The sequence below is a fragment of the Aeromicrobium stalagmiti genome (genome assembly GCF_013283745.1).
Taxonomy (GTDB): domain Bacteria; phylum Actinomycetota; class Actinomycetes; order Propionibacteriales; family Nocardioidaceae; genus Aeromicrobium; species Aeromicrobium stalagmiti.
In genome coordinates this window covers 1,691,852-1,712,374 of record NZ_JABSTZ010000001.1, presented here as the reverse complement: position 1 = coordinate 1,712,374, position 20,523 = coordinate 1,691,852, and the positions used below count along the sequence as shown (strand labels likewise).

General features: G+C 69.9%; 15 protein-coding genes. 3 read left to right on the top strand and 12 right to left on the bottom strand.

Annotation, left to right across the window (positions count from 1 at the left end; genetic code table 11):
• Positions 1-4: 4 nt before the first annotated feature.
• Positions 5-460, bottom strand: coding sequence for an anthrone oxygenase family protein (locus tag HQK15_RS08460; protein WP_173490911.1), 456 nt, complete (start codon positions 458-460; stop codon positions 5-7).
• Positions 461-541: 81 nt separating this feature from the next.
• Between HQK15_RS08460 and HQK15_RS08455 the strand changes: the two genes are divergently transcribed.
• Positions 542-1,477, top strand: coding sequence for an AraC family transcriptional regulator (locus HQK15_RS08455; protein WP_173490910.1), 936 nt, complete (start codon positions 542-544; stop codon positions 1,475-1,477).
• Positions 1,478-1,492: 15 nt separating this feature from the next.
• On the opposite strand, the gene HQK15_RS08450 is transcribed toward HQK15_RS08455, so the two are convergent.
• The 3 genes from HQK15_RS08450 to deoC form a co-directional block, all read right to left on the bottom strand.
• Positions 1,493-4,870 carry an ExeM/NucH family extracellular endonuclease gene (locus tag HQK15_RS08450; protein ID WP_173490909.1) on the bottom strand — a complete coding sequence of 1,126 codons (3,378 nt, stop codon included), beginning with the start codon at positions 4,868-4,870 and terminating at the stop codon, positions 1,493-1,495.
• Between the two features lie 97 nt (positions 4,871-4,967).
• Entirely contained in the window at positions 4,968-8,066 is a 3,099-nt protein-coding gene (locus HQK15_RS08445; protein ID WP_173490908.1) for a 5'-nucleotidase C-terminal domain-containing protein, read from the bottom strand.
• Positions 8,067-8,271: 205 nt separating this feature from the next.
• Positions 8,272-8,991 carry a deoxyribose-phosphate aldolase gene (deoC, locus tag HQK15_RS08440; RefSeq protein WP_173490907.1) on the bottom strand — a complete coding sequence of 240 codons (720 nt, stop codon included), beginning with the start codon at positions 8,989-8,991 and terminating at the stop codon, positions 8,272-8,274.
• A 25-nt stretch (positions 8,992-9,016) separates the two neighbouring features.
• On the opposite strand from deoC, the gene HQK15_RS08435 reads away from it, so the two are divergent.
• Positions 9,017-9,583, top strand: coding sequence for an ATP-binding protein (locus tag HQK15_RS08435; protein WP_173490906.1), 567 nt, complete (start codon positions 9,017-9,019; stop codon positions 9,581-9,583).
• A 140-nt stretch (positions 9,584-9,723) separates the two neighbouring features.
• A complete protein-coding gene (lon, locus tag HQK15_RS08430; protein ID WP_367649105.1) occupies positions 9,724-12,060 on the top strand; it encodes an endopeptidase La in 2,337 nt (778 codons plus the stop codon).
• Positions 12,061-12,157: 97 nt separating this feature from the next.
• On the opposite strand, the gene HQK15_RS08425 is transcribed toward lon, so the two are convergent.
• The 8 genes from HQK15_RS08425 to HQK15_RS08390 are packed head-to-tail and all read right to left on the bottom strand — an operon-like array spanning position 12,158 to position 20,406.
• Positions 12,158-13,246, bottom strand: a complete 1,089-nt coding sequence (locus HQK15_RS08425) for an adenosine deaminase (protein ID WP_173490905.1) — start codon at positions 13,244-13,246, stop codon at positions 12,158-12,160.
• 12 nt (positions 13,247-13,258) lie between these two features.
• Complete coding sequence (locus HQK15_RS08420) at positions 13,259-13,714, bottom strand: MaoC family dehydratase (protein ID WP_173490904.1); 456 nt, start codon at positions 13,712-13,714, stop codon at positions 13,259-13,261.
• A gap of 9 nt (positions 13,715-13,723) precedes the next feature.
• Positions 13,724-15,007, bottom strand: a complete 1,284-nt coding sequence (locus HQK15_RS08415; protein WP_173490903.1) for a thymidine phosphorylase — start codon at positions 15,005-15,007, stop codon at positions 13,724-13,726.
• Positions 15,008-15,016: 9 nt separating this feature from the next.
• Complete coding sequence (locus HQK15_RS08410) at positions 15,017-16,198, bottom strand: cytochrome P450 (RefSeq protein ID WP_217361570.1); 1,182 nt, start codon at positions 16,196-16,198, stop codon at positions 15,017-15,019.
• Positions 16,195-16,629 carry a cytidine deaminase gene (locus HQK15_RS08405; RefSeq protein WP_173490902.1) on the bottom strand — a complete coding sequence of 145 codons (435 nt, stop codon included), beginning with the start codon at positions 16,627-16,629 and terminating at the stop codon, positions 16,195-16,197. The genes HQK15_RS08410 and HQK15_RS08405 overlap by 4 nt, the downstream gene beginning before the upstream one ends.
• A gap of 17 nt (positions 16,630-16,646) precedes the next feature.
• A complete protein-coding gene (locus HQK15_RS08400; protein WP_173490901.1) occupies positions 16,647-17,891 on the bottom strand; it encodes an ABC transporter permease in 1,245 nt (414 codons plus the stop codon).
• Positions 17,888-18,979: an ABC transporter permease gene (locus HQK15_RS08395; protein WP_173490900.1), complete on the bottom strand. Its 1,092-nt coding sequence runs from the start codon at positions 18,977-18,979 to the stop codon at positions 17,888-17,890. Before HQK15_RS08395 ends, HQK15_RS08400 begins: the two co-directional genes overlap by 4 nt.
• Entirely contained in the window at positions 18,976-20,406 is a 1,431-nt protein-coding gene (locus HQK15_RS08390) for an ABC transporter ATP-binding protein (RefSeq protein WP_367649104.1), read from the bottom strand. The genes HQK15_RS08395 and HQK15_RS08390 overlap by 4 nt, the downstream gene beginning before the upstream one ends.
• Between the last annotated feature and the right edge of the window lie 117 nt (positions 20,407-20,523).

The following is a 20,523-nucleotide window of genomic DNA, read 5'->3' as shown; positions in this document are numbered from 1 at the left end:
CCGCTCAGAGCACCAACGCGGCCCGCACGAGGCAGACGAACGCCCCGGTGGTGAGCAGCGACCGCACGTGGTTCCAGGCGACCCACGTGCTCTCGAACTGCTCCCGCAGCGAGGCGTCGCTCGTCATGCCTGCCTCGAGCGCGTCGTTGCGCGGCACGTTGACCGCTCCCGTCACCACGAAGGCCCCGACCACGTAGAGGGCGACTCCGGCGACGAGCCACGGGCGTGCGTCCCCGCTCCACCCTGACGCCAGCGCCGCCACCGCAGCCGCCGCTGCGCCGACGAACACCACGGCGAACACCGGGTTGAGGATCGCGACGTTGATCGCGCGCATCGACTGCACGAAGGTCACGTCCTCCGTGCGACGAAGCCCGGGCATCACGGCGTACGAGAAGGTGGCGAAGAGGCCTGCGGACAGCCCGCTGAGGACGATCGCGACGGTGAGCAGTGTCTTGGTCATGACGACCAGTCCACCGCAGATCCCTGAGACGTTCCATGGTCAAGAACGCCAGATCCATGCGCCAACGTCTAGGATCTGTCCATGGACACCCTCAGCGGTCTGCTGGACGGCCCCCGAGCCGGCGGTGCCTTCCTGCTCCGCTCCCAGCTCGAGCCCCCGTGGTCGCTGCGCATCCGCGACGAGGCTCCGCTCTCGATCGCCGTCGTCGCCCGGGGCGAGGCATGGGTCCTCTCGGGCAGCAGCGAGCCGACCCGGCTCGCCGCCGGCGACGTCATGATCGCCCGCGGGCCCGAGCACTACACGGTGGCTGACGCGCCCACCACCGCTCCACAGGTCTTCATCGAGCCCGGTCAGCACTGCGTCGACGCCGACGGCACCAGTCTCGCCGACGCCATGACCCTGGGCACCCGCACGTGGGGCAACGCCGTCGACTGCGCCACCTGGCTGGTGACGGGCACCTACGAGACGGTGCGCGCCGTCAGCGACCGGCTCCTGCGCAGCCTGCCGACGATCCTCGTGCTCCGGGCCGAGGAGTGGAACGGACGGCTGGTCGACGTGCTCTGCGACGAGATGACCCGCGACGACCTCGGGCAGGAGGTGTTCCTCGACCGGCTGCTCGACCTCGTGCTGATCGAGGCCGTCCGGGCCTGGTTCGCCGCAGACGCCGATCGCGCCCCGGCGTGGCACCGCGCGTCGGGCGATGCCGTGCTCGGACCGGCTCTGCGGCTCCTCGAGGACGACGTGGCGCGTCCGTGGACGCTGGAGTCGCTCGCCCGCGAGGTCGGCGTCTCACGTGCCTCGCTGGCGCGTCGGTTCACGGCCGAGCTCGGCGAGCCGCCCATGACCTACCTGACGCGCCTGAGGCTCGACCTCGCGGCCGACCTGCTGGCCCAGAGCGACCTGACGATCGGCGCCGTCGCCCACCGCGTCGGCTACGGCAGCCCCTTCGCGCTCAGCGCGGCGTTCAAGCGCGTCCGGGGAGTCAGCCCGAGCCGGCACCGGGCCATGACGGGCTGACTCCCCACACGTCACCTACTTCTTGAGCACCTTGACCGTGAAGCTGGTCGAGGACGGCTTGGCGAACCCGTTGCCGGCGTACTTCGCCGTGACGGTCTTGGCCGAGCCCGACGAGGTGAAGACCCCCAGCCGGATGCGGACCGTGCCGCTCCTGACCGTGCCGGTGTAGGTCTTGCCGCTCGCGCGGACCGTGACCGTCCCGCCGTCGACCGTGAAGCCCGGCGCCTTGACCGACAGCTCGACATAGGGCTTGGTGCGCCCCTTGACGATCCTGGTCGGGCTGACCGAGACCTTCTTGATCGTCGACGCCGCCTTGGCGACCGTCAGCGACACCGAGGTGCTGTCCGGGTCGTTGGCCAGGTTGCCGGCGTAGAACACACCGAGCTCGTTGGTCCCGACCGGGATCGTGCTCGACAGCTTCACGCTGCCGGCGCCGTCGAGCAGCGTGCCCATGCCGACCACGTCGTCACCGAGCGAGACGTAGACCAGGCCGGAGACGCCGGGCGCCGCCGTCACCTCGACGACACCGCCGGTGCCGTACGTCGACGGCTCGGCCGTGGCCTGCAGGCCCGCCTCCGCCTTGAGCACGACGACCTGGAGCGTCGTGGTCGCCGGCGCGTTGTTGGCATCACCGGCGTAGGACACGACGTAGGAGTGCGAGCCGATCGCCGGGCTGTCGATCACGACGTCGACCGCACCGTCCGCCAGCGTGCCGGTGCCGACCTGCGTGCCGCCCTCGGTGATCGTGACGTCGCCCGTGGGCGAGCCGCCGTCAGCGGCGACCTGCACCGACGCCGTGACGTCCTGACCCGAGCGCACCGTGGCCGGCGCCTTGGCCGTCACCGTCGTGGTCGACGGGTCGACGTCGAAGCCGACGATCTCGGGGTCGTGGTCACTGGCCCGGAACGGGCTGTCGGCCACGAAGAAGTCGGTCAGGTTGTAGTTCTTGCGGCTGTACTCCCGGGCCACCGACTCGTACGAGTTGATGTTCCAGATGTCGGCGTCCGAGACCTTCGAGAACGCCGCGTCGGAGGCGAAGACGTGGTCGAGCGAGCCGACCGCGCCACCGAACTGGTAGGTCTCCTTGTCGGTCTTCTCGACCGCGACGTTGACGAAGCCCGCCTCCTCGATGATCCGGACCGGATCCTCCTTGTTGTAGGAGTTGAAGTCACCCGTCAGGAAGATCTTGTCGGTGCCGGCGTCGGCCGCCACGTCCTCGGCGAAGTCGACCAGCGCCGTGGCCTGCGCGACGCGGGAGGCGTTCGACGCGCCCTGGCCGTCGCCCTGGTCGGCGTCACCGGGCAGGGTGCCCGATCCCTTGGACTTGAAGTGGTTGACGATCACCGCGAACGTGGAGCTGGCCCCACCACCTGTGACCTTGAACGCCTGGGCGAGCGGCTCGCGCGCGTTGGCGAACGCCGGGACGTCGAGGATCGTCGACTCCCCCACCAGCGAGACGGCTGCCGGCTGGTAGATGAACGCCGTGCGGATGAGGTCCTGGCCGGCCAGGTCCGGGAGGTCGGCCGGCGACGGAGCCGCGGCCCACTTGCCCGCGTTGCCCGGGGTGGCGTTGAGCGCAGCGACCAGCGTGTCGAGCGCGGCGTCGCGGTCCTCACCGAACTTGATCGAGTTCTCGATCTCCTCGAGCGAGACGACGTCGGCGTCCAGGGTGTTGATCGCCTTGACGATCTTGTCCTGCTGGTTCTTCAGCGCCGCGGCGTTGGCAGCGCCGCGCGGGCCGTTGCCGTCGTCGGACGCCGGGCTGCCGCACTCGTCGGCGGTGACGTTGACCCCGTCGCGGTCCTTGAAGTAGAGGCACACGTTGCCGGGCTCCGCGTCGTACTCCTCGGCGGTCTTGGTGAAGTAGTTGAGCACGTTGAACGTGCCGACCGTGACGTCACCGCCGACGTCCTGGGGCGCGGCGTCGCGGGTCGACGGGCCGAAGGTGACGGGCTCGTCGCCGCCGGCGAGCAGCTGCTCGGTCGGCTGCAGCTTCCACAGCGAGTTGCGGAAGTCCATGACGACCGGGTCGTCGAACGTGACGCCCTGGCCCACGCGGATCTCGTTGTCACGGGTCAGCCACGGCAGCGCGGTGCCCGTCGTGGTGAGGAAGTTCGTCGAGGCGCCGTCGTCGAGCGTGACGAGGTCCTCGGCGTTCTTGGCCTGCAGAGCGACGGCGGCAGCGCCGGGGGCCACGACGTTGGTCGGGGTGTCGAGCGGCTCGTCGCCCGGCGCGAGGCCGATCTCGGCGAACTGGTTGGTCGAGAAGTTGTTGGTGATCGTGAACCCGCCCTGCGGCGCGACCAGCATGCCCTCGACCTTCTCCTTCTGGGCGGTCGACAGCGGGAAGGTCACCTCGGTCGGGACGGGGGCCGTGACCGACTCGTCGAGCACGGTGAACTTGCCCGTCGCCGTCGTGATCTCGGTGAGCGTCTGCGGGACGGCGGTGGTGCCGCCGAACTCCACGACGTCACCGGTGACCTCGACGTAGTCGCCCTTCGAGACGGCGGCTGCGAAGGCGCTGCTGAAGACGAAGACACCGTGCGAGGCGGCGCCGACCGAGCCTCCGGTGCCCGGCGTCTGGATGAACGCGCCGCTGTAGCCACCGGTCTTGTAGGCCGCCGTCACGACGCCCCGGGTCGTGACGGGATCACCGGCGAACGGGCTCGTGGCGCCCTCGCCCTGGATCTCGGCGATCGTCGCCGGCGTCGGGTCGGCCGGCGGCTCGACGACCGGGCAGCCGGCCAGGTTGCACGGGTCGGCCGGGTTGAGGGCCGCGAAGTTGGCCGCGTTGTCGTCGGTGTCGACGTGCGTCACGGACCGGGAGATGGACGACGCTGCGGCACCCACCGGTGCCGCAGCCGATCCCTCGTACGTCGTGGAGCTGCCGTAGCCGACGAGGTCGACCAGGTTGGCGTCGGCCAGCACGGCAGCACGATCACCGGTGAGGGCGACCGTGTCGTTGACGAGCGCGACGGTGCCTCCGGCAGCGGCCGCGCCGATCGTGCTGGTGACGTCGGCGGTCGGGAGGTCGTTGGCGTTGTTGGCGTTGCCGGGGCCCGACACCAGCAGGTGCTTGCCGGCCGGGATCGTCTTGTCGCCGAGCGCCGCGACGGTGCCGAAGCTGCCGACGTTGGGCACACCGCTCGACAGGGCCGAGCGGTACTGCAGCGACCAGCCGTTGACGTTGATCGGCGCGTTCGTCGGGTTGTAGAGCTCGTAGTAGCGCAGCTTGTAGACACCGCCGCCGCTGCCGCCGTTGGGATAGATCTCGTTGATGATCAGGTTGCTGCCGGCCGGGTTGGCCGAGGCAGGTGACGCCGGAGCGGCGACGAGCGACGCGACGGCGACGGCTGCTGCGGCCGCCCATCGCGTGACGATCGATGTCTTCATGGAGGAGTTCCCCGGTCTCGTGAAGGTGGAGCGCTGATGGCTGATGGAGGCGTGGAGCAGCCGGGTCCGGGGCATGACGCCCCGGACCCGGACAGTGCTACTTCGAGACGACCTTGACCGTGAAGCTGGTCGAGGACGCGAGGGCGACGTCGCTGCCGGCGTACTTGACCGAGACGGTCTTGGCCGAGCCCGTCGAGGTGAAGACGCCCAGGCGGACCCGGACCTTGCCGTCCTCGACCGTGCCGGTCACGACGTTGCTGCTGTTGACGCGCACGGTGACCTTGCCGCCGTCGACCGTGAACCCGGCGCCGGTGACGCCGATCTCGACGTAGGGCTTGGTGCGGTTCTTGACGATCTTGGTCGGGCTGACCGAGATCTTCTTCGTCGTCGTCGCGCCCTTGGTGACGGTCAGGTCGACCGTGGTCTGGGCACTGTCGAACGTCCCGCTGCCGCCGTAGTAGACGTCGAGCTCGTAGCTGCCCGGCTTCAGCGCGGTCTTGTCGAGGGTGATGCTCGCGGCCCCGTCCCTGAGGAAGCCGACACCGACGACGTCGTCGCCGTTGCCCACGTAGACCAGGCCGGATGCGCCGTCGGCGCCCTCGACCTTGACCTTCGCGGAGGTTCCGTAGGCGGCCCCGTCCGAGCTGGCGCTCAGCGGCGTCGTGCCCTTGAGCACGTTGACGTCGACCGTCGAGATGGACGCCTCGTGGTTGCTGTCACCCGCGTAGTCGACGGTCAGCGTGTGCTGGCCGATCGACAGGCCCGACACGTCGGTGCTGACCGTGCTCGTGCCGTCGGCGAGCTCGCCCTCCCCCAGCACGTCCGTGCCGTCGGAGATCGTCACGTCACCCGTCGGCGTGGTGCCGGTCGCCGAGGTGACGGTGACGTCGACGTCGGCCGGGACGTCGACCTTGGTGGCTTCCGGCTCGGCCGCAGCCGTCGTCGTGCCGGCCTGGGCCACGGTCACCTTGACGGTGCCCGTCGCCGCCGGATAGCTCGCGTCGCCCGCATAGGCGATCGTCAGATCGTTCGCGCCGGCACCGATGTCCTCGGTGTCGACCGTGATCGTCGCCGCACCGTCGGTGAGCGTGCCGCTGCCGACCTGCGTGTCGCCCTTCTTGAGCACGACGTCGCCCGACGGCGTCTCCTCCGGTCCGGTGACCGTGACGGCCACGTCGACGTCGTCGCCGAACGTGCCGGAGACGGGCTCGGCCGTCACCGACGCACCCGTGACGTCGAGCGGGACGACGACCTTGGTGCCGGTCGGGAACGCGGTGGACTCGACCCGCATCGCACCGCTGGCCCCTGCCGGGAGGGTGAAGGCGATCGGGGCACTGGTGCCGGCCGTGACGGACTTCGACGCCAGGCTCCTGGTCTTCTCGACACCGTCCTCGGTGTAGAACAGCTTCGACGACACCGAGGTGTTGCTCGGGCTGCCGGTCGACGTCAGGTTGAGCTTGGAGAGCGTGAACAAGACGCTGCTGCCGACCCGGTAGGTGCTCTTGACGCCGGCCGTCTTGACTGAACGACGGGCGAAGTCGGGCGAGATCGGGCTGTTGTTCTCGAAGTAGGTGATCCAGCCGTCGCGGTCGACCAGACCCGTGTCGGTGTTGGCGCCCTCCTTGAAGGCCCGGAAGTTGTCACCGCCGGCGGCGAGGAACGAGAACGTCGCGACCTTGTACTGAGCCTGCGGGTCGTACTCCTTGCCGTTGATCCGGATCGACTGGATGCGGCTGCCCTCGGGCTTGGAGTCGTCGTAGGTGTAGGTCAGGTTCTTGGACGTGCCCAGCTGCAGGTAGGGGCGCGACGGGACGTTGCCCTGGGCGTCACGCTGCCACTGCTGCTCGAGGACCTTCTTGAGCGTCGCTCCGCTGAGCTTGACCGAGTTGAGGTTGTTGGCGAACGGCAGGACCGCGTTGAGCTCGGCGTAGGTGACGACTCCGTCGGTGTTGACGTCGTTGCCCGGGACGCCGGCGAACGTCAGGTCCGGCGGACGCAGTCCACCGGGGTTGACCAGGCCGATGTCGGCTCCGGCGGGCTGCTTGGACACCGTCTCGAGCAGCGCATCGGCGACGAGGCCACCCATCGTCGACTCGCTCGCGCGGTCCTCCGTGGTGCCGTTGACGAACGCGCGCGTGATGTCGGCGGTGATCTCGCCCTTCTGGACGTTGCCGACGGTGTTGGCGTAGGCGACGGCGTCGTCACGGATCTGCTTGATCTGCCCGAGGTTGGACGACGGGAACTGGGTCAGCAGGTTGGCATCGGTCGTGGCGACCCGGGCCAGGTTCTGCTTGGTGTAGCTGGAGACCTCACCGGTGTCGGGGTCGACGTTGAGGACGATCTGGCCGACGTTCTCGCCGTAGTTGCCGGTCTGGATGATGGGGCGCGTCTTGCCGGCGACACCGGGGACGGGCGCGTCGTAGGCGTACTTCTGGTGGGTGTGGCCCATGAAGATCGCGTCGACCTCGGCCGAGGTGTTGTTGACGAGCTTCTGGAACACCGCGCTCGCGGCCATCGCGTCGGTGAACGACAGGCTGCCGTCGGGCGCGCCCTCGTGGTAGGCCGCGACGATCACGTCGGGCTTGTCCTCCGCGGGCAGGGCGTCGAGCTCGGCGACGGCGTCGTTGATCGCGGTGGACGGATCGCTGAAGCTCAGGCCCTGGATGCCGGCCGGGCTGACGAGCGTCGGCGTCTCCTGCGTGACGGCGCCGACGACGGCGACCTTGACGCCGGCGACGTCGAAGGTGTCGTACGCGTCGAGGGCGCGGCTGTTGTCGGCCTTGCGCACGTTGGCGGCGAGGATCGAGTAGTCGGCGCGCGGGATGATGCGGTTGACCAGGTCGTCGTAGCCGAAGTCGAACTCGTGGTTGCCCGCCGCCGAGGCGTCGAGGCCGATCGAGTTGAGGATGTCGATCGTCGGGTTGTCCTGCTGGATCGCCGAGGCGAACAGGGACGCGCTGATGTTGTCACCGGCCGAGACCATGAGCGAGTTGTCGGACGGGAACTGCGAGCGCAGGGTCTCCACGGTGCCGGCCCACTGGAGCGTCGACGCGTCGACCCGTCCGTGGAAGTCGTTGATGCCGATCAGGTTGATCGGGACGTCGTCCGCGGCCTGCGCGGGGAGCGCGGCCAGGAGTGGAGCGGCCAGCAGGGTCGCGCTCGCGACTCCGACCAGGCGACGGGACAGGGAGCTCACGGGATGTTTTCCTCCGTTGTGGGTCGTCGGAGGTCTCGACACGCGGCCCCCGAGCACGCACCTGAGAAGGTCTCAGGAACTGTAGGGGTAAAGAACATCCCGAGCCGAAAGCGAAGTCAACGCCTTTAACGAGGACGAAACGTGACGAATTGGTGAAGTTGTCGATGAAACCCCGGTTGCACGCCGACGGCGCCCCGCCGGGGGCTCAGTAGGAGGTGTCGTCGGTGGCACCGGTGCCCTGCTCGCCCGCCTCGCGCGCGGCTGCGTCGTCGAGGATCGTGGCCGTGGCGCTGGTGCCGAAACGGGTCACGCCGAGCTCGCGCATCTGCAGCAGGGTGTCGAGGTCGCGCACTCCCCCGGACGCCTTGACCTGCACCTCGGGGCCGACGGCCGCCCGCATGAGGCGCAGGTGCGGGACGGTCGCGCCACCACCGGCGAAGCCCGTCGACGTCTTGACGAACGCCGCCCCGGCGCGCTCGGCGGCCTTCGAGCCGGCCTCGATCTGGGCGTCGTCGAGCAGCGCCGTCTCGAGGATCACCTTGACGACGTGCTCGCCGGCGGCGACCACGACCGCCCGGATGTCGTCCTCGACGTCGTCGAGCATGCCGCTGCGGAGCCGTCCGATGTTGATGACCATGTCGAGCTCGGACGCACCGTTGTCGAGGGCCTCGGTGGCCTCGGCGACCTTGGTCTGCGTCGTGGTCGTGCCGTGCGGGAAGCCGATGACGGCACACACCGCGACGCCGGATCCCTCGAGGACCTCGTAGGCGTGGGAGACGTCGCTCGGGCGCACGCACGCGCTGAAGACCTCGTACTGTGCGCACAGCGCCAGCTGGGCGTCGACCTCGTCGCGCGTGAGGTCGGGCTTGAGGATCGCGTGATCGATCGTGCGGGCGATGTCGGTGACCGTGATGTCGGTGCTCATGGCTCCTATCCTAGAGTCGTCGGTCATGGGAGTCGTCATCGTCGCCGGGCCGTCAGGGTCCGGCAAGTCCCACCTCGCCGCGCGGCTCGGGTGGCCCGTGCTGCGGCTCGACGACTTCTACCGCGACGTCGACGAGCCCGACATGCCGCGGTCGACGCTCGGCATCGTCGACTGGGACGACGTCCGGTCCTGGAGCGCCGTGGACGCCGTCGGCGCGATCGCCGAGCTCTGCGCCGCCGGGGTCTCCGAGGTGCCGGTCTACGACATCGCCGCCAGCCGGCGCTCGGGCCTGCAGACCCTGTCGGTGCCCGACGGCACGTTCATCGCCGAGGGCCTGTTCGCGCCCGTGATCGTCGACGCCTGCCGCGAGGCCGGCCTGCTCGACGCGGCCATCTGCCTGCGACGGCACCGCATGGTCACGTTCGTCCTCCGGCTCACCCGCGACCTCCGCGAGGGGCGCAAGTCGCCGTGGGTGCTCGTCCGGCGGGGCTGGCGCCTCATGCAGGACGAGCACCGCATCGTCGCCGAGGCGGTCGCCCACGGCTGCGAGGCGATGACGCCGCGCGAGGCCCGCGCGATGCTGGGCGGCTGATCGGCGCAGCGGCCGACCGTCCGGCCCGCCCGGCACGTCCGCCCAGAGCGAACAGGAGCCCTCCTCCGGAACAAGGCGTCCCTCACCGCAGTTGAGCCCATCAGACTCAACTCTGAGGCACCCGTTTCCTAGGAGCACGCGTGAGCATCTTGCAGCAGTTCCCCGTCCTGGCCCTCGAGGACGTCGTCGTCCTCCCCGGGATGGTCGTCCCGATCGAGCTCGACGACGCGGCCCGTGCCGCCGTCGACGCCGCCCGCACCAGCAACGACGACCGCCTCCTCGTCGCCCCGCGCCTCGAGGACCGCTACGCCACCCACGGCGTGGTCGCCACGATCCAGCAGGTCGGTCGCCTGCCCGGCGGCGGACCCGGAGCCGTGCTCCGTGCCGAGCAGCGCGCCCACATCCAGGGCGGCGTCGCGGGCCCCGGCGCAGCGCTCTGGGTCGAGGCCGAGCTCATCGAGGACGCCGAGCCCACCGAGGCCGTCCTCGACCTCGCCAAGGACTACAAGGGCCTGCTGGTGACGATCCTGCAGAAGCGCAACGCGTGGCAGGTCATCGACTCCGTGCAGCGGCTGACCGACCCCGGCGAGCTCGCCGACACCGCCGGCTACGCGTCGTACCTCGACCTCGAGCAGAAGCGTCAGCTCCTGGAGACGCAGGACGTCGCCGAGCGGCTGACGGTCCTGATCGGCTGGGCGCGCGACTACCTCGCCGAGGCCGACGTCAACGAGAAGATCTCGGAGTCGGTGCAGGAGAGCATCGATGCGAACCAGCGCGAGTTCGTGCTGCGCCAGCAGCTCGCCGCGATCCGCAAGGAGCTGGGCGACGACGAGCCGGAGGGCGCCTTGGACTACCGGGAGCGTGTCGAGGAGGCCGACCTGCCCGACGACGTCCGCAAGGCGGCGCTGCGCGAGGTCGGCAAGCTCGAGCGCGGCAGCGACCAGAACCCCGAGGCGGGCTACATCCGGACGTGGCTCGACACGGTCCTCGAGCTGCCGTGGGGCGTGAAGACCGACGACAGCACCGACATCTCGGCCGCCCGTGAGGTGCTCGACGCCGACCACCACGGCCTCGACGACGTCAAGGACCGCATCGTGGAGTACCTCGCAGTGCGTGCCCGACGCAGCGAGCGGGGCCTGGAGGTCGTCGGCGGCCGTGGCTCCGGCGCCGTCATGGCGCTCGTCGGCCCTCCCGGCGTCGGCAAGACCTCCCTCGGCGAGAGCGTCGCACGGGCCCTGGGACGCAGCTTCGTCCGCGTCGCCCTCGGTGGCGTGCGCGACGAGGCCGAGATCCGCGGGCACCGTCGGACGTACGTCGGCGCACTCCCCGGACGGCTCGTGCGGGCCATCGGCGAGGCCGGCTCGATGAACCCCGTCGTGCTGCTCGACGAGATCGACAAGGTCGCCGCCGACTATCGCGGCGACCCCGCGGCCGCCCTGCTCGAGGTGCTCGACCCGGCGCAGAACCACACGTTCCGCGACCACTACCTCGATCTCGACCTCGACCTGTCGGACGTGCTGTTCCTGGCGACCGCCAACGTCGTCGAGCAGATCCCCGAGGCGCTGCTCGACCGCATGGAGCTCGTGCAGCTCGACGGCTACACCGAGGACGACAAGGTGCAGATCGCGCGCCGCTACCTGGCGCCCCGCCAGCTGGAGCGCGCTGCCCTGACGGACGACGAGGTCGAGGTCACCGACGGTGCCCTGCGGGAGGTCGCGGCGTCCTACACCCGCGAGGCCGGCGTGCGGCAGATGGAACGGCTGCTCGCCAAGGTCTTCCGCAAGGTCACGACCCGGCTCACCGATCCCGAGGTCGTCCGCCCCGTCGTGGTCGACGAGCACACCCTCGTCGACTACATCGGTCGGCCACGGTTCATCCCCGAGGGGGCCGAGCGCACGGCGGTGCCGGGCGTCTCCACGGGGCTCGCGGTCACGGGGCTCGGCGGCGACGTGCTCTTCATCGAGGCCAGTGCCTACGACGGTGAGCGCAGCCTGGCCATCACCGGCCAGCTCGGCGACGTCATGAAGGAGTCGGCGCACATCGCTCTGACGTACGTCAGGTCGCACGCCGAGGCCATCGGCGTCGACCCCGCGACGCTCGAGCGCTCGATCCACCTGCACGTGCCGGCCGGCGCGGTGCCCAAGGACGGTCCGTCCGCGGGCGTCACGATGGTCACCGCGCTGACGTCACTGGCGCTCGGGCGCAACGTGCGGGCCGACGTGGGCATGACCGGCGAGGTCACCCTCAACGGTCGGGTCCTGCCGATCGGCGGCGTCAAGCAGAAGCTCATGGCGGCGCAGCGTGCCGGCCTGAAGACGGTCTTCATCCCCGCCCGCAACGAGGTCGACCTGGTCGACGTGCCCGAGGAGGTGCTCGCCGAGCTCGACGTCCGTCCGGTCGCCGACGTCGCCGAGATCCTCGCGTACGCGCTGGAGCCCGCGAGCCAGGCGAGCGAGGCGAAGCCCACCGCCGCCTGACCCCACGCTGACGAGACCCTTGTCGCCCCTCGAGGAGACCGTTGCCGCCCCTGCCGAGGGGAGGTAACCCTCTCCTCAGGGGGCCGGCAGGGTCTCGTCAGCGTTGGAGGGCGGCGTAGGCCGGCTTGATGACGTCGTTGATCAGCACGAGGCGCTGGTCGAACGGGAGGAACGCCGACTTCATGGCGTTGACCGTGAACCACCGCAGGTCGTCGAGCTCGTAGCCGAAGGCGTCGACGAGCAGCTGGAGCTCGCGCGACATCGACGTGCCGCTCATCAGCCGGTTGTCGCAGTTGACCGTGACCCGGAAGCCGAGGTCCTTGAGCTTGCCGATCGGGTGGTCGGCGATCGAGGTCATGCCGGGCACCGCCTTGGTCTGCAGGTTGGACGACGGGCACATCTCGAGCGGGATGCGCCGGTCGCGGATGTAGGCCGCGAGGTCGCCCAGGACGGGGCCGCCCGGGGCGTCCCAGTCGATGTCGTCGACGATGCGCACGCCGTGACCGAGCCGCTCGGCTCCACAGCGCTGGATCGCCTGCCAGATGGACGGGAGCCCGAACGCCTCGCCGGCGTGGATCGTGAAGTGAGCGTTCTCGCGACGGAGGTACTCGAACGCCTCGAGGTGCAGGATCGGCGGGAAGCCGTCCTCGGCACCGGCGATGTCGAACCCGGCGACACCGCGTGTGCGGTACTCGACCACGATCTCGGCGATCTCGAGGCCACGCTTGGCGTGGCGCATTGCGGTGAGCAGCTGCCCCACCACGATCGGATGACCGAGCGCGGCGGCCTCCTCGCGTCCGGCGTCGATGCCGGCCTGCACGGCCTCGACGGCCTCGCGCAACGACAGCCCTGCGGACTGGTGCTGCTCGGGCGCCCAGCGCAGCTCGGCATAGACGCAGCCGTCGGTCGCGAGGTCGACGACCGACTCGCGGGCCACGCGAGCGAGGTCCTCGGGGCGCTGCATCACCGCGACGGTGTGGACGAACGTCTCGAGGTAGCGCACGAGCGAGCCTGAGCTCGATGCCTCCTCGAACCACACCCCCAGCGCCTCGGCGCCCTCGGCGGGCAGGTCGTGACCGATCTCGGCGGCTATCTCGACGATCGTCGCCGGCCTCACCCCACCGTCGAGGTGCTCGTGGAGGGCGACCTTGGGGGCCTGGGCGATCTGTTCGGAAGTGGCGCTCACAGGGTCATCGTGTCATGACGCCATCAGCAGGGTCACGGTCTCCGCGACGCAGGCCGGCTTGTCGCTGCCCTTGATCTCGACCGTGTGCTGCAACGTGGCCCGCTGGCCCTTGTCGATGTCCTCGACCGTCAGCAGCTCCACCCGGCTGCGCACCTTCGAGCCGACCTTGACCGGCGACACGAAGCGGACCTTGTTGAGCCCGTAGTTGACCCGCGCGACGTCGCCGGCGAAGGCGAAGACCTGGGCACCGAGGAACGGGAGCATCGAGAGCGTCAGGTAGCCGTGGGCGATCGTGGCCCCGAACGGGCCGTCGGCCGCGCGCTCGGGGTCGACGTGGATCCACTGACGATCACCCGTCGCGTCGGCGAACATGTCGATCCGGTCCTGCGTGATCGCGACCCACTCGCTGACGCCGAGCTCCTCGCCCGCCGCGTCGGCGATCTCCTTGCTGTTGTTCAAGATGCGCATCACACGAACCTAACCGATCCGGTCGATCACCACGGCAGGCCGCTCCGCGCCCGCTGCCCCCACGTCGTAGCCACCCTCCAGCGCCGCCATCGCACGATCGAAGCGCTCGGGCGTGTCGGTGTGCAGCGTCATGAGCGGCTGGCCGGCGGTGACGGTGTCGCCGGGCTTGGCGTGCATGACGACTCCGGCTGCGGCCTGCACCTGCTCGCCCGGGCGCGACCGCCCGGCGCCGAGGCGCCATGCGGCGACACCGACGGCCATCGCGTCGAGACGGGTCAGGGTGCCCGACTCGGGCACCGTGACGACGTGGGTCTCCTTGGCGGTCGGCAGCGGTGCGTCCGGGTCTCCCCCCTGCGCCGAGATCATCCGCTTCCAGACGTCCATCGCCGCACCGGACGCCAGCACGTCGGCGGGGTCCTTGTCGTCCTTGCCGGCCGCGGCCAGCATCTCGCGCGCGAGCGCGACCGTGAGCTCGACGACGTCCTGCGGACCCCCACCGGCCAGCACCTCGACGGACTCCGCGACCTCGCACGCGTTGCCGGCGGTGAGGCCCAGCGGCGTCGACATGTCGGTGAGCAGGGCGACGGTCGTCACGCCGGCATCGGTGCCCAGCGCGACCATCGTCTCGGCGAGCTCACGCGCCATCGCGACGTCCTTCATGAACGCGCCGGAGCCGGCCTTGACGTCGAGCACCAGGGAGCCGGTGCCCTCGGCGATCTTCTTGCTCATGATCGAGCTGGCGATCAGCGGGATCGCCTCGACGGTGCCGGTGACGTCACGCAGCGCGTAGAGCTTCTTGTCGGCGGGAGCGAGCCCCGCACCGGCGGCGCAGATGACCGCGCCGACATCCTCCAGCTGGGCCATCATCTCGTCGTTGGTCAGCGCGGCGCGCCAGCCGGGGATCGCCTCGAGCTTGTCGAGCGTGCCGCCGGTGTGGCCGAGGCCGCGGCCGGACAGCTGCGGGACGGCGACACCGCAGGCCGCGACGAGCGGCGCGAGCGGCAGCGTGATCTTGTCGCCCACGCCTCCAGTCGAGTGCTTGTCGGACGTCGCCCACGACAGGGACGAGAAGTCCATGCGCTCGCCGCTGGCGATCATCGCGTTGGTCCAGCGCGAGATCTCGCGGCGGTTCATGCCGTTGAGCAGGATGGCCATCGCGAGGGCCGACATCTGCTCGTCGGCCACGACACCGCGGGTGTAGGCGTCGACGACCCAGTCGATCTGCGGGTCGGTGAGCTCGTGCTTGTCGCGCTTCGCGGCGATGACCTCGACCGCGTCAAAGTTCTCCGTCATGGTTGCTCCTCAGGTGGTGACGTCGATGCGCTCGAAGCCGCGCAGCACCCAGGTGGGGCGGCGCGGCGGCTCGCCGACCAGTCGCAGCGTCGGATAGCGGTCGAGCAGGGTCTGGATGCTGATCTGCAGCTCGAGCCGCGCCAGCGGCGCCCCGAGGCAAAAATGCAGTCCCATGCCGAAGCCGACGTGGGGGTTGGGGTCGCGGCCGACGTCGAACGCGTCGGCGGCCTCGAACACCGCCGCGTCGCGGTTGGCCGAGCCCATCAGGCAGGCGATCCGCTCGCCGGAACGGATCAGCTGGCCGGCGACCTCGACATCTGCTGTCGCGGTCCGCTCGAAGAGCTGCAGGGGCGCGTCGAAGCGGATGAGCTCCTCCAGCGCGACCTCGACCGACACCTCGCCGCCGGTGATGCGCGCCATCTGGTCGGGGTGCTGCAGCAGGGCGTGGAACCCGTTGCCGAAGACGTTGACCGACGCCTCGTGCCCCGCGTTGAGCAGCAGCACGACCGACGCCACCAGCTCGTCGTCGCTGAGCCGGGTGCCCTCGTCACGGGCCTCGATGAGATCGGTGATGAGGTCGTCGCCCGGTGCGCTGCGGCGCAGCTCCACGACGCCACGGACGTAGTCGGAGAACGCCGTGCTCGCCTCGATCGCCGCCTTCTTGGTCAGGGCGCCGACGTTGGGCTCGTACATGTGCACGATCGCCTGCGACCAGTCACGCAGGCGGACGTGGTCCTCGCGCGGCACGCCGAGCAGGTCGGCGATGACGAAGACCGGCATCGGCTCGGCATAGTCGCCGAGCAGGTCGAACTGCTCCCCCAGGTCGTCGACCATCGACGCAGCGAGCTGCTCGATGCGCGGCCGCATCCGCTCGACGTGCCCGCGCCCAAAAGCTTTCGAGACCAACCCGCGCAATCGACGGTGGACCTGATCTTCGTTCTCCATCATCTGGTTGCGGTGCAGCGCGTTGAACGGCTCCATCTGCGACGCCGGCTCCCAGTCGCTCCACAGCCGCCCGAAGGCCCGGTTGCGGAGCACCTGGCTGACCGCATCGTGGGTCGTCGCCAGCCACACCCCCATGGGCTCGTGCCACAGGACGGGACCGTTGGCCCGCAGTGCCGCCAGGACCGGGTAGGGGTCGCGGAGGAACGCCGGCGAGCCGGGGTCGAGCTGGACGGCGTAGCGCGTCACCGGTCCGCCGGATCGTGCTGGGCCAGGTTCTCGGCGCCGAACGCGTCGGGGAACACCTGGTCCATGGTCTTGACGCCGCCGGGCGTCATGAGCTGCATGTCGGGGCCGCCGTTCTCCCAGAGCAGCTGACGGCAGCGGCCGCACGGCATGAGGGCCGCGCCCTGCGCGTCGACGCAGGCCACCGCGACGAGCCGGCCGCCGCCGGTCGAGTGCAGCGCCGACACCATGCCGCACTCCGCGCACAGCGCCACGCCGTAGGCCGCGTTCTCGACGTTGCAGCCGAGCACGACACGGCCGTCGTCGACGAGCCCCGCGACGCCCACCTTGTAGTTGGAGTAGGGCGCATAGGCCCGCCCCATGACCTCGGTCGCGTACTTGGTCAGCGACGCCCAGTCGATCGGGTCGTCCGGACCGTTGATTCCCAGTGCCATCAGATCTCCCGTGCCACTTAGCCGGCACTTCCTCGTCGATAGGACTTGCCGTCGGCTGCCGGCATGCGGAGCCGTTGCGCTCCCAGCGCCAGCACGAACAAGGTCGTGATGTAGGGCGTCATGACCGTGAACTCGCGCGGCACGCTGTCGGTGGCCAGGAACCAGACCATCACCACGACACCGATGACGGCGACGACCAGCGCCCCCCGCACCTGCTTGCGGACCGCCCGGAACGCGGCGAAGGCCAGGAGTCCGAGGGCGACCAGCAGCAGCAGCGCGTGGACCGACTGCGTGTCGCGCAGGCGCAGCGAGTCGGTGTAGCCGAACGTCAGCGCGCCGGCCAGCAGGCCGCCCGGGCGCCAGTTGCCGAAGATCATCGCCGCGAGGCCGATGTAGCCACGACCGCCGGTCTGGCCGGTGCTGAAGCCGCTGGACGACACGAGGGCCAGGAAGCCACCACCGATGCCCGCCAGGGCGCCCGAGATGAGCACCGCGATGTACTTGTAGAGGTAGACGTTGACGCCGAGCGTCTCGGCCGCCTGCGGGTTCTCGCCGCACGAGCGGAGCCGCAGCCCGAACGAGGTGCGCCACAGGACCACGGCCGACACCACGACGAGCGCGAACATCACCAGGCTCAGGCTCGAGATGTTGGTCGTGAGCGCCTGGATGAACGAGGCGACGTCCGAGACGAAGAACCAGTGGCGGTCGGCCACGTCCTTGGCCAGGTCGGACACCCCGGGGATCGTGATCTGGGTCGGCGCCTCCAGCCCGTTGAGCTGGCGGGGACCGCCACCCTCGTAGTCGGGGAAGACCGCCTCCGCGAGGTACGTCGCCGCGCCCGCGCCGATCAGGTTGATCGCCACGCCCGACACGATGTGGTCGACCCCGAAGGTCACCGTCGCGATGGCGTGCAGCAGCCCTCCGACGAGCCCCAGGATGGCCGCGCCGATGATGCCGACCCAGGGGCCGTAGTGATAGGTGAAGAAGGCCGCGCCCCACGTGCCGAGGATCATCTGCCCCTCGAGGCCGATGTTGACGACGCCGGCCCGCTCGGCCCAGAGACCGCCGAGGGCCGCCGCCAGGATCGGGCAGGTCGCGATGATCGCGGCGCGGATCGTGCCGGCCCCGGTCAGGTCGTCGGTGTCGGTCACGATACGGACGAACGACACGACGCCGATGCCGATCAGGCCGATGTAGAGCCAGCTCTTGGTGAGCCGCTCGACGATCGTGCGCTTGGTCGAGGTTGCCGTTGCGGTGCTCATGCGGTGGCCTCCCGTGCCTCGGCCAGCTCACGGCTGACCGCTCGTTGCTCGAGCCGGGTGCGCCATCGGCGCACCACCTCGTACGTCACGACGACCGCGAGGACCGCGACGCCCTGCGTGATCTGGACGATGCTCGGCGACACGTCGGTGCTGAATGTGAGGTCGTTGGACTTGACGGACAAGAAGGCGAACAGCAGCGCGCCGAACAGCATCCCCAGGGGGCGGTTGCGGCCCAGCAGCGCCACGGCGATGCCGAGGAAGCCGAGGCCCACCTGGAACGAGGTGCCGTAGTTGCGGGCCCCGCCGAACAGCGCCGGCAGCCAGATCAGGCCGGCGACCGCGCCCGAGAGCATCATCGAGACCAGGATCATCCGCTTGGGGTTGATGCCGCTGGCCAGGGCCGCGCTCTCGGACTGTCCACTCGCGCGCAGGTCGTAGCCGAAGCGGGTCTTGTTGAGCAGCACCCAGAAGCCGACGCCGACCAGGACCGCGATGATCGACAGCGCCCAGATCTCACCGTCCCGGTCCTCGAACGGCGCGAAGCCACCCAGCGTGCTGCCGGGCTCGAGGTTCTTGGTGTGGACGGTGTTGCCTTCCTTGACGCCGTAGTTGTTGAGGAAGTAGCCCACCAACGTCACGGCGATCGCGTTGAGCATGATCGTCGAGATGACCTCGCTGACCCCTCGGGTCGTCTTGAGGATGCCGGCGATGCCCGACCACGCGGCGCCCACGACCATCGCGACGATGATCGACGCGGCGACGTTGGCGAACCCACCGAGGTAGGCGGCTCCTGCGAACGAGGCCGCCGCGAACGAGGCGATCGTGTACTGGCCCTCGAGGCCGATGTTGAACAGGCCCATCCGGAAGCCGATCGCTGCTGCCACCGCGGCGATGTAGATCATCGCGGTCTGGTTGACGATGTCGACCCGCAGGCGGGGCTTGGGCATCTCGAACATCGTCGACCAGAACTCGCCCGGCGAGCTGCCGACGGCCGCGATGACCGCGGTCGTCACCAGGATGCTGAGGATGATCGCGATGGCCGGCGCGAGCAGCGCCAGCCCGATCGTCTTGGGGTTGAAGGACGTCATGCTGCCTCGCCTCCGGTCATGGCCGTGCCGAGGTCCTGCGGCGTGACCTTCGACGGCTCGAACGTGCCGACGAAGCGTCCGCGCAGGATCACCTGGATCGTGTCGGAGAGGCCGATGAGCTCGTCGAGGTCGGCCGAGATGAGCAGCACCGCGAGACCGGCTCGGCGCGCCCGCTTGATGTGGTCCCAGATCGCGGCCTGGGCGCCGACGTCGACGCCGCGCGTGGGGTGGGACGCGATGAGCAGGACCGGGTCACCGCTCATCTCACGCCCGACGATCAGCTTCTGCTGGTTGCCGCCGGACAACGCCCGGGCGGGCGTGTCGATGCCGGGCGCGCGGACGTCGTAGTCGGCGACGATGCGCTCGGTGTCCTGGCGAGCGCCCTTGCGGTTGATCCACATGCCCTTGGCGCTGGGCGGACGGGTCTGGTGACCGAGGATCCGGTTCTCCCACAGCGGCGCGTCGAGCAGCAGGCCGTGACGGTGCCGGTCCTCGGGGATGTAGCCGATGCCGGCCTCGCGCAGCTGGCGCGTGTGCCAGTGGGTGACGTCCTGGTCGCCGAGCTTGATCGTGCCGGCCGACGGGATGCGCATGCCCATGATCGTCTCGACGAGCTCGGACTGTCCGTTGCCCTCGACGCCCGCGATGCCCAGCACCTCGCCGCGCCGGATCTTCAGCGACAGGTCGGTCAGGAGGTTGCGGCCGAACTCGTCGGTGAGGGTCACGCCGTCGAGCGAGAGCTCGACCGTGTCGGTGACGGTCGACTCCTCCGTCTCGGGCGAGGGCAGCTCGGAGCCGACCATGAGCTCGGCGAGCTGACGCTTGGTGGCCGTGTGCGAGTCGGCGGTGCCGACCGTCGTGCCACGGCGCATGACGGTGATGTCGTCGGCGATCGCGAGGACCTCGTCGAGCTTGTGCGAGATGAACAGCACGGAGTTGCCGGCGTCCTTGAGCTCGCGCAGGTTGACGAACAACGCCTCGACCTCCTGCGGCACGAGCACCGCGGTGGGCTCGTCGAGGATGATGATGCGGGCGCCGCGGTAGAGCACCTTGGCGATCTCGAGGCGCTGGCGGGCCGCCACGCCGAGCTTCTCGACCAGCACGTCGGGGTCGAGGTCGAAGCCGAACCGGTCGGAGATGCGCCGGATCTCGGTGCGGGCGGCGTCGCCGATGCCGTGCAGCTTCTCGGCGCCGAGCACCATGTTCTCGAGCACCGTGAGGTTGTCGGCGAGCATGAAGTGCTGGAAGACCATGCCCACACCGGCGTCGATCGCCTCGGTGGGCGACTTGAGGACGACGTCCTTGCCCTCGATCGTGATCGTGCCGTCGTCGGGGCGCTGGACCCCGTAGAGGATCTTCATGAGCGTCGACTTGCCGGCGCCGTTCTCACCGATCAGGGCGTGGACCGTGCCCGACCGGATCGTCACATCGACATCGTGGTTGGCGATCACTCCGGGGAATCGTTTGCCGATCCCTCGCAGCTGAACCGCGTCAACATCAGACGGCACGGACACTCCCTACGTACGACTTTCGTGGCTCTGCGT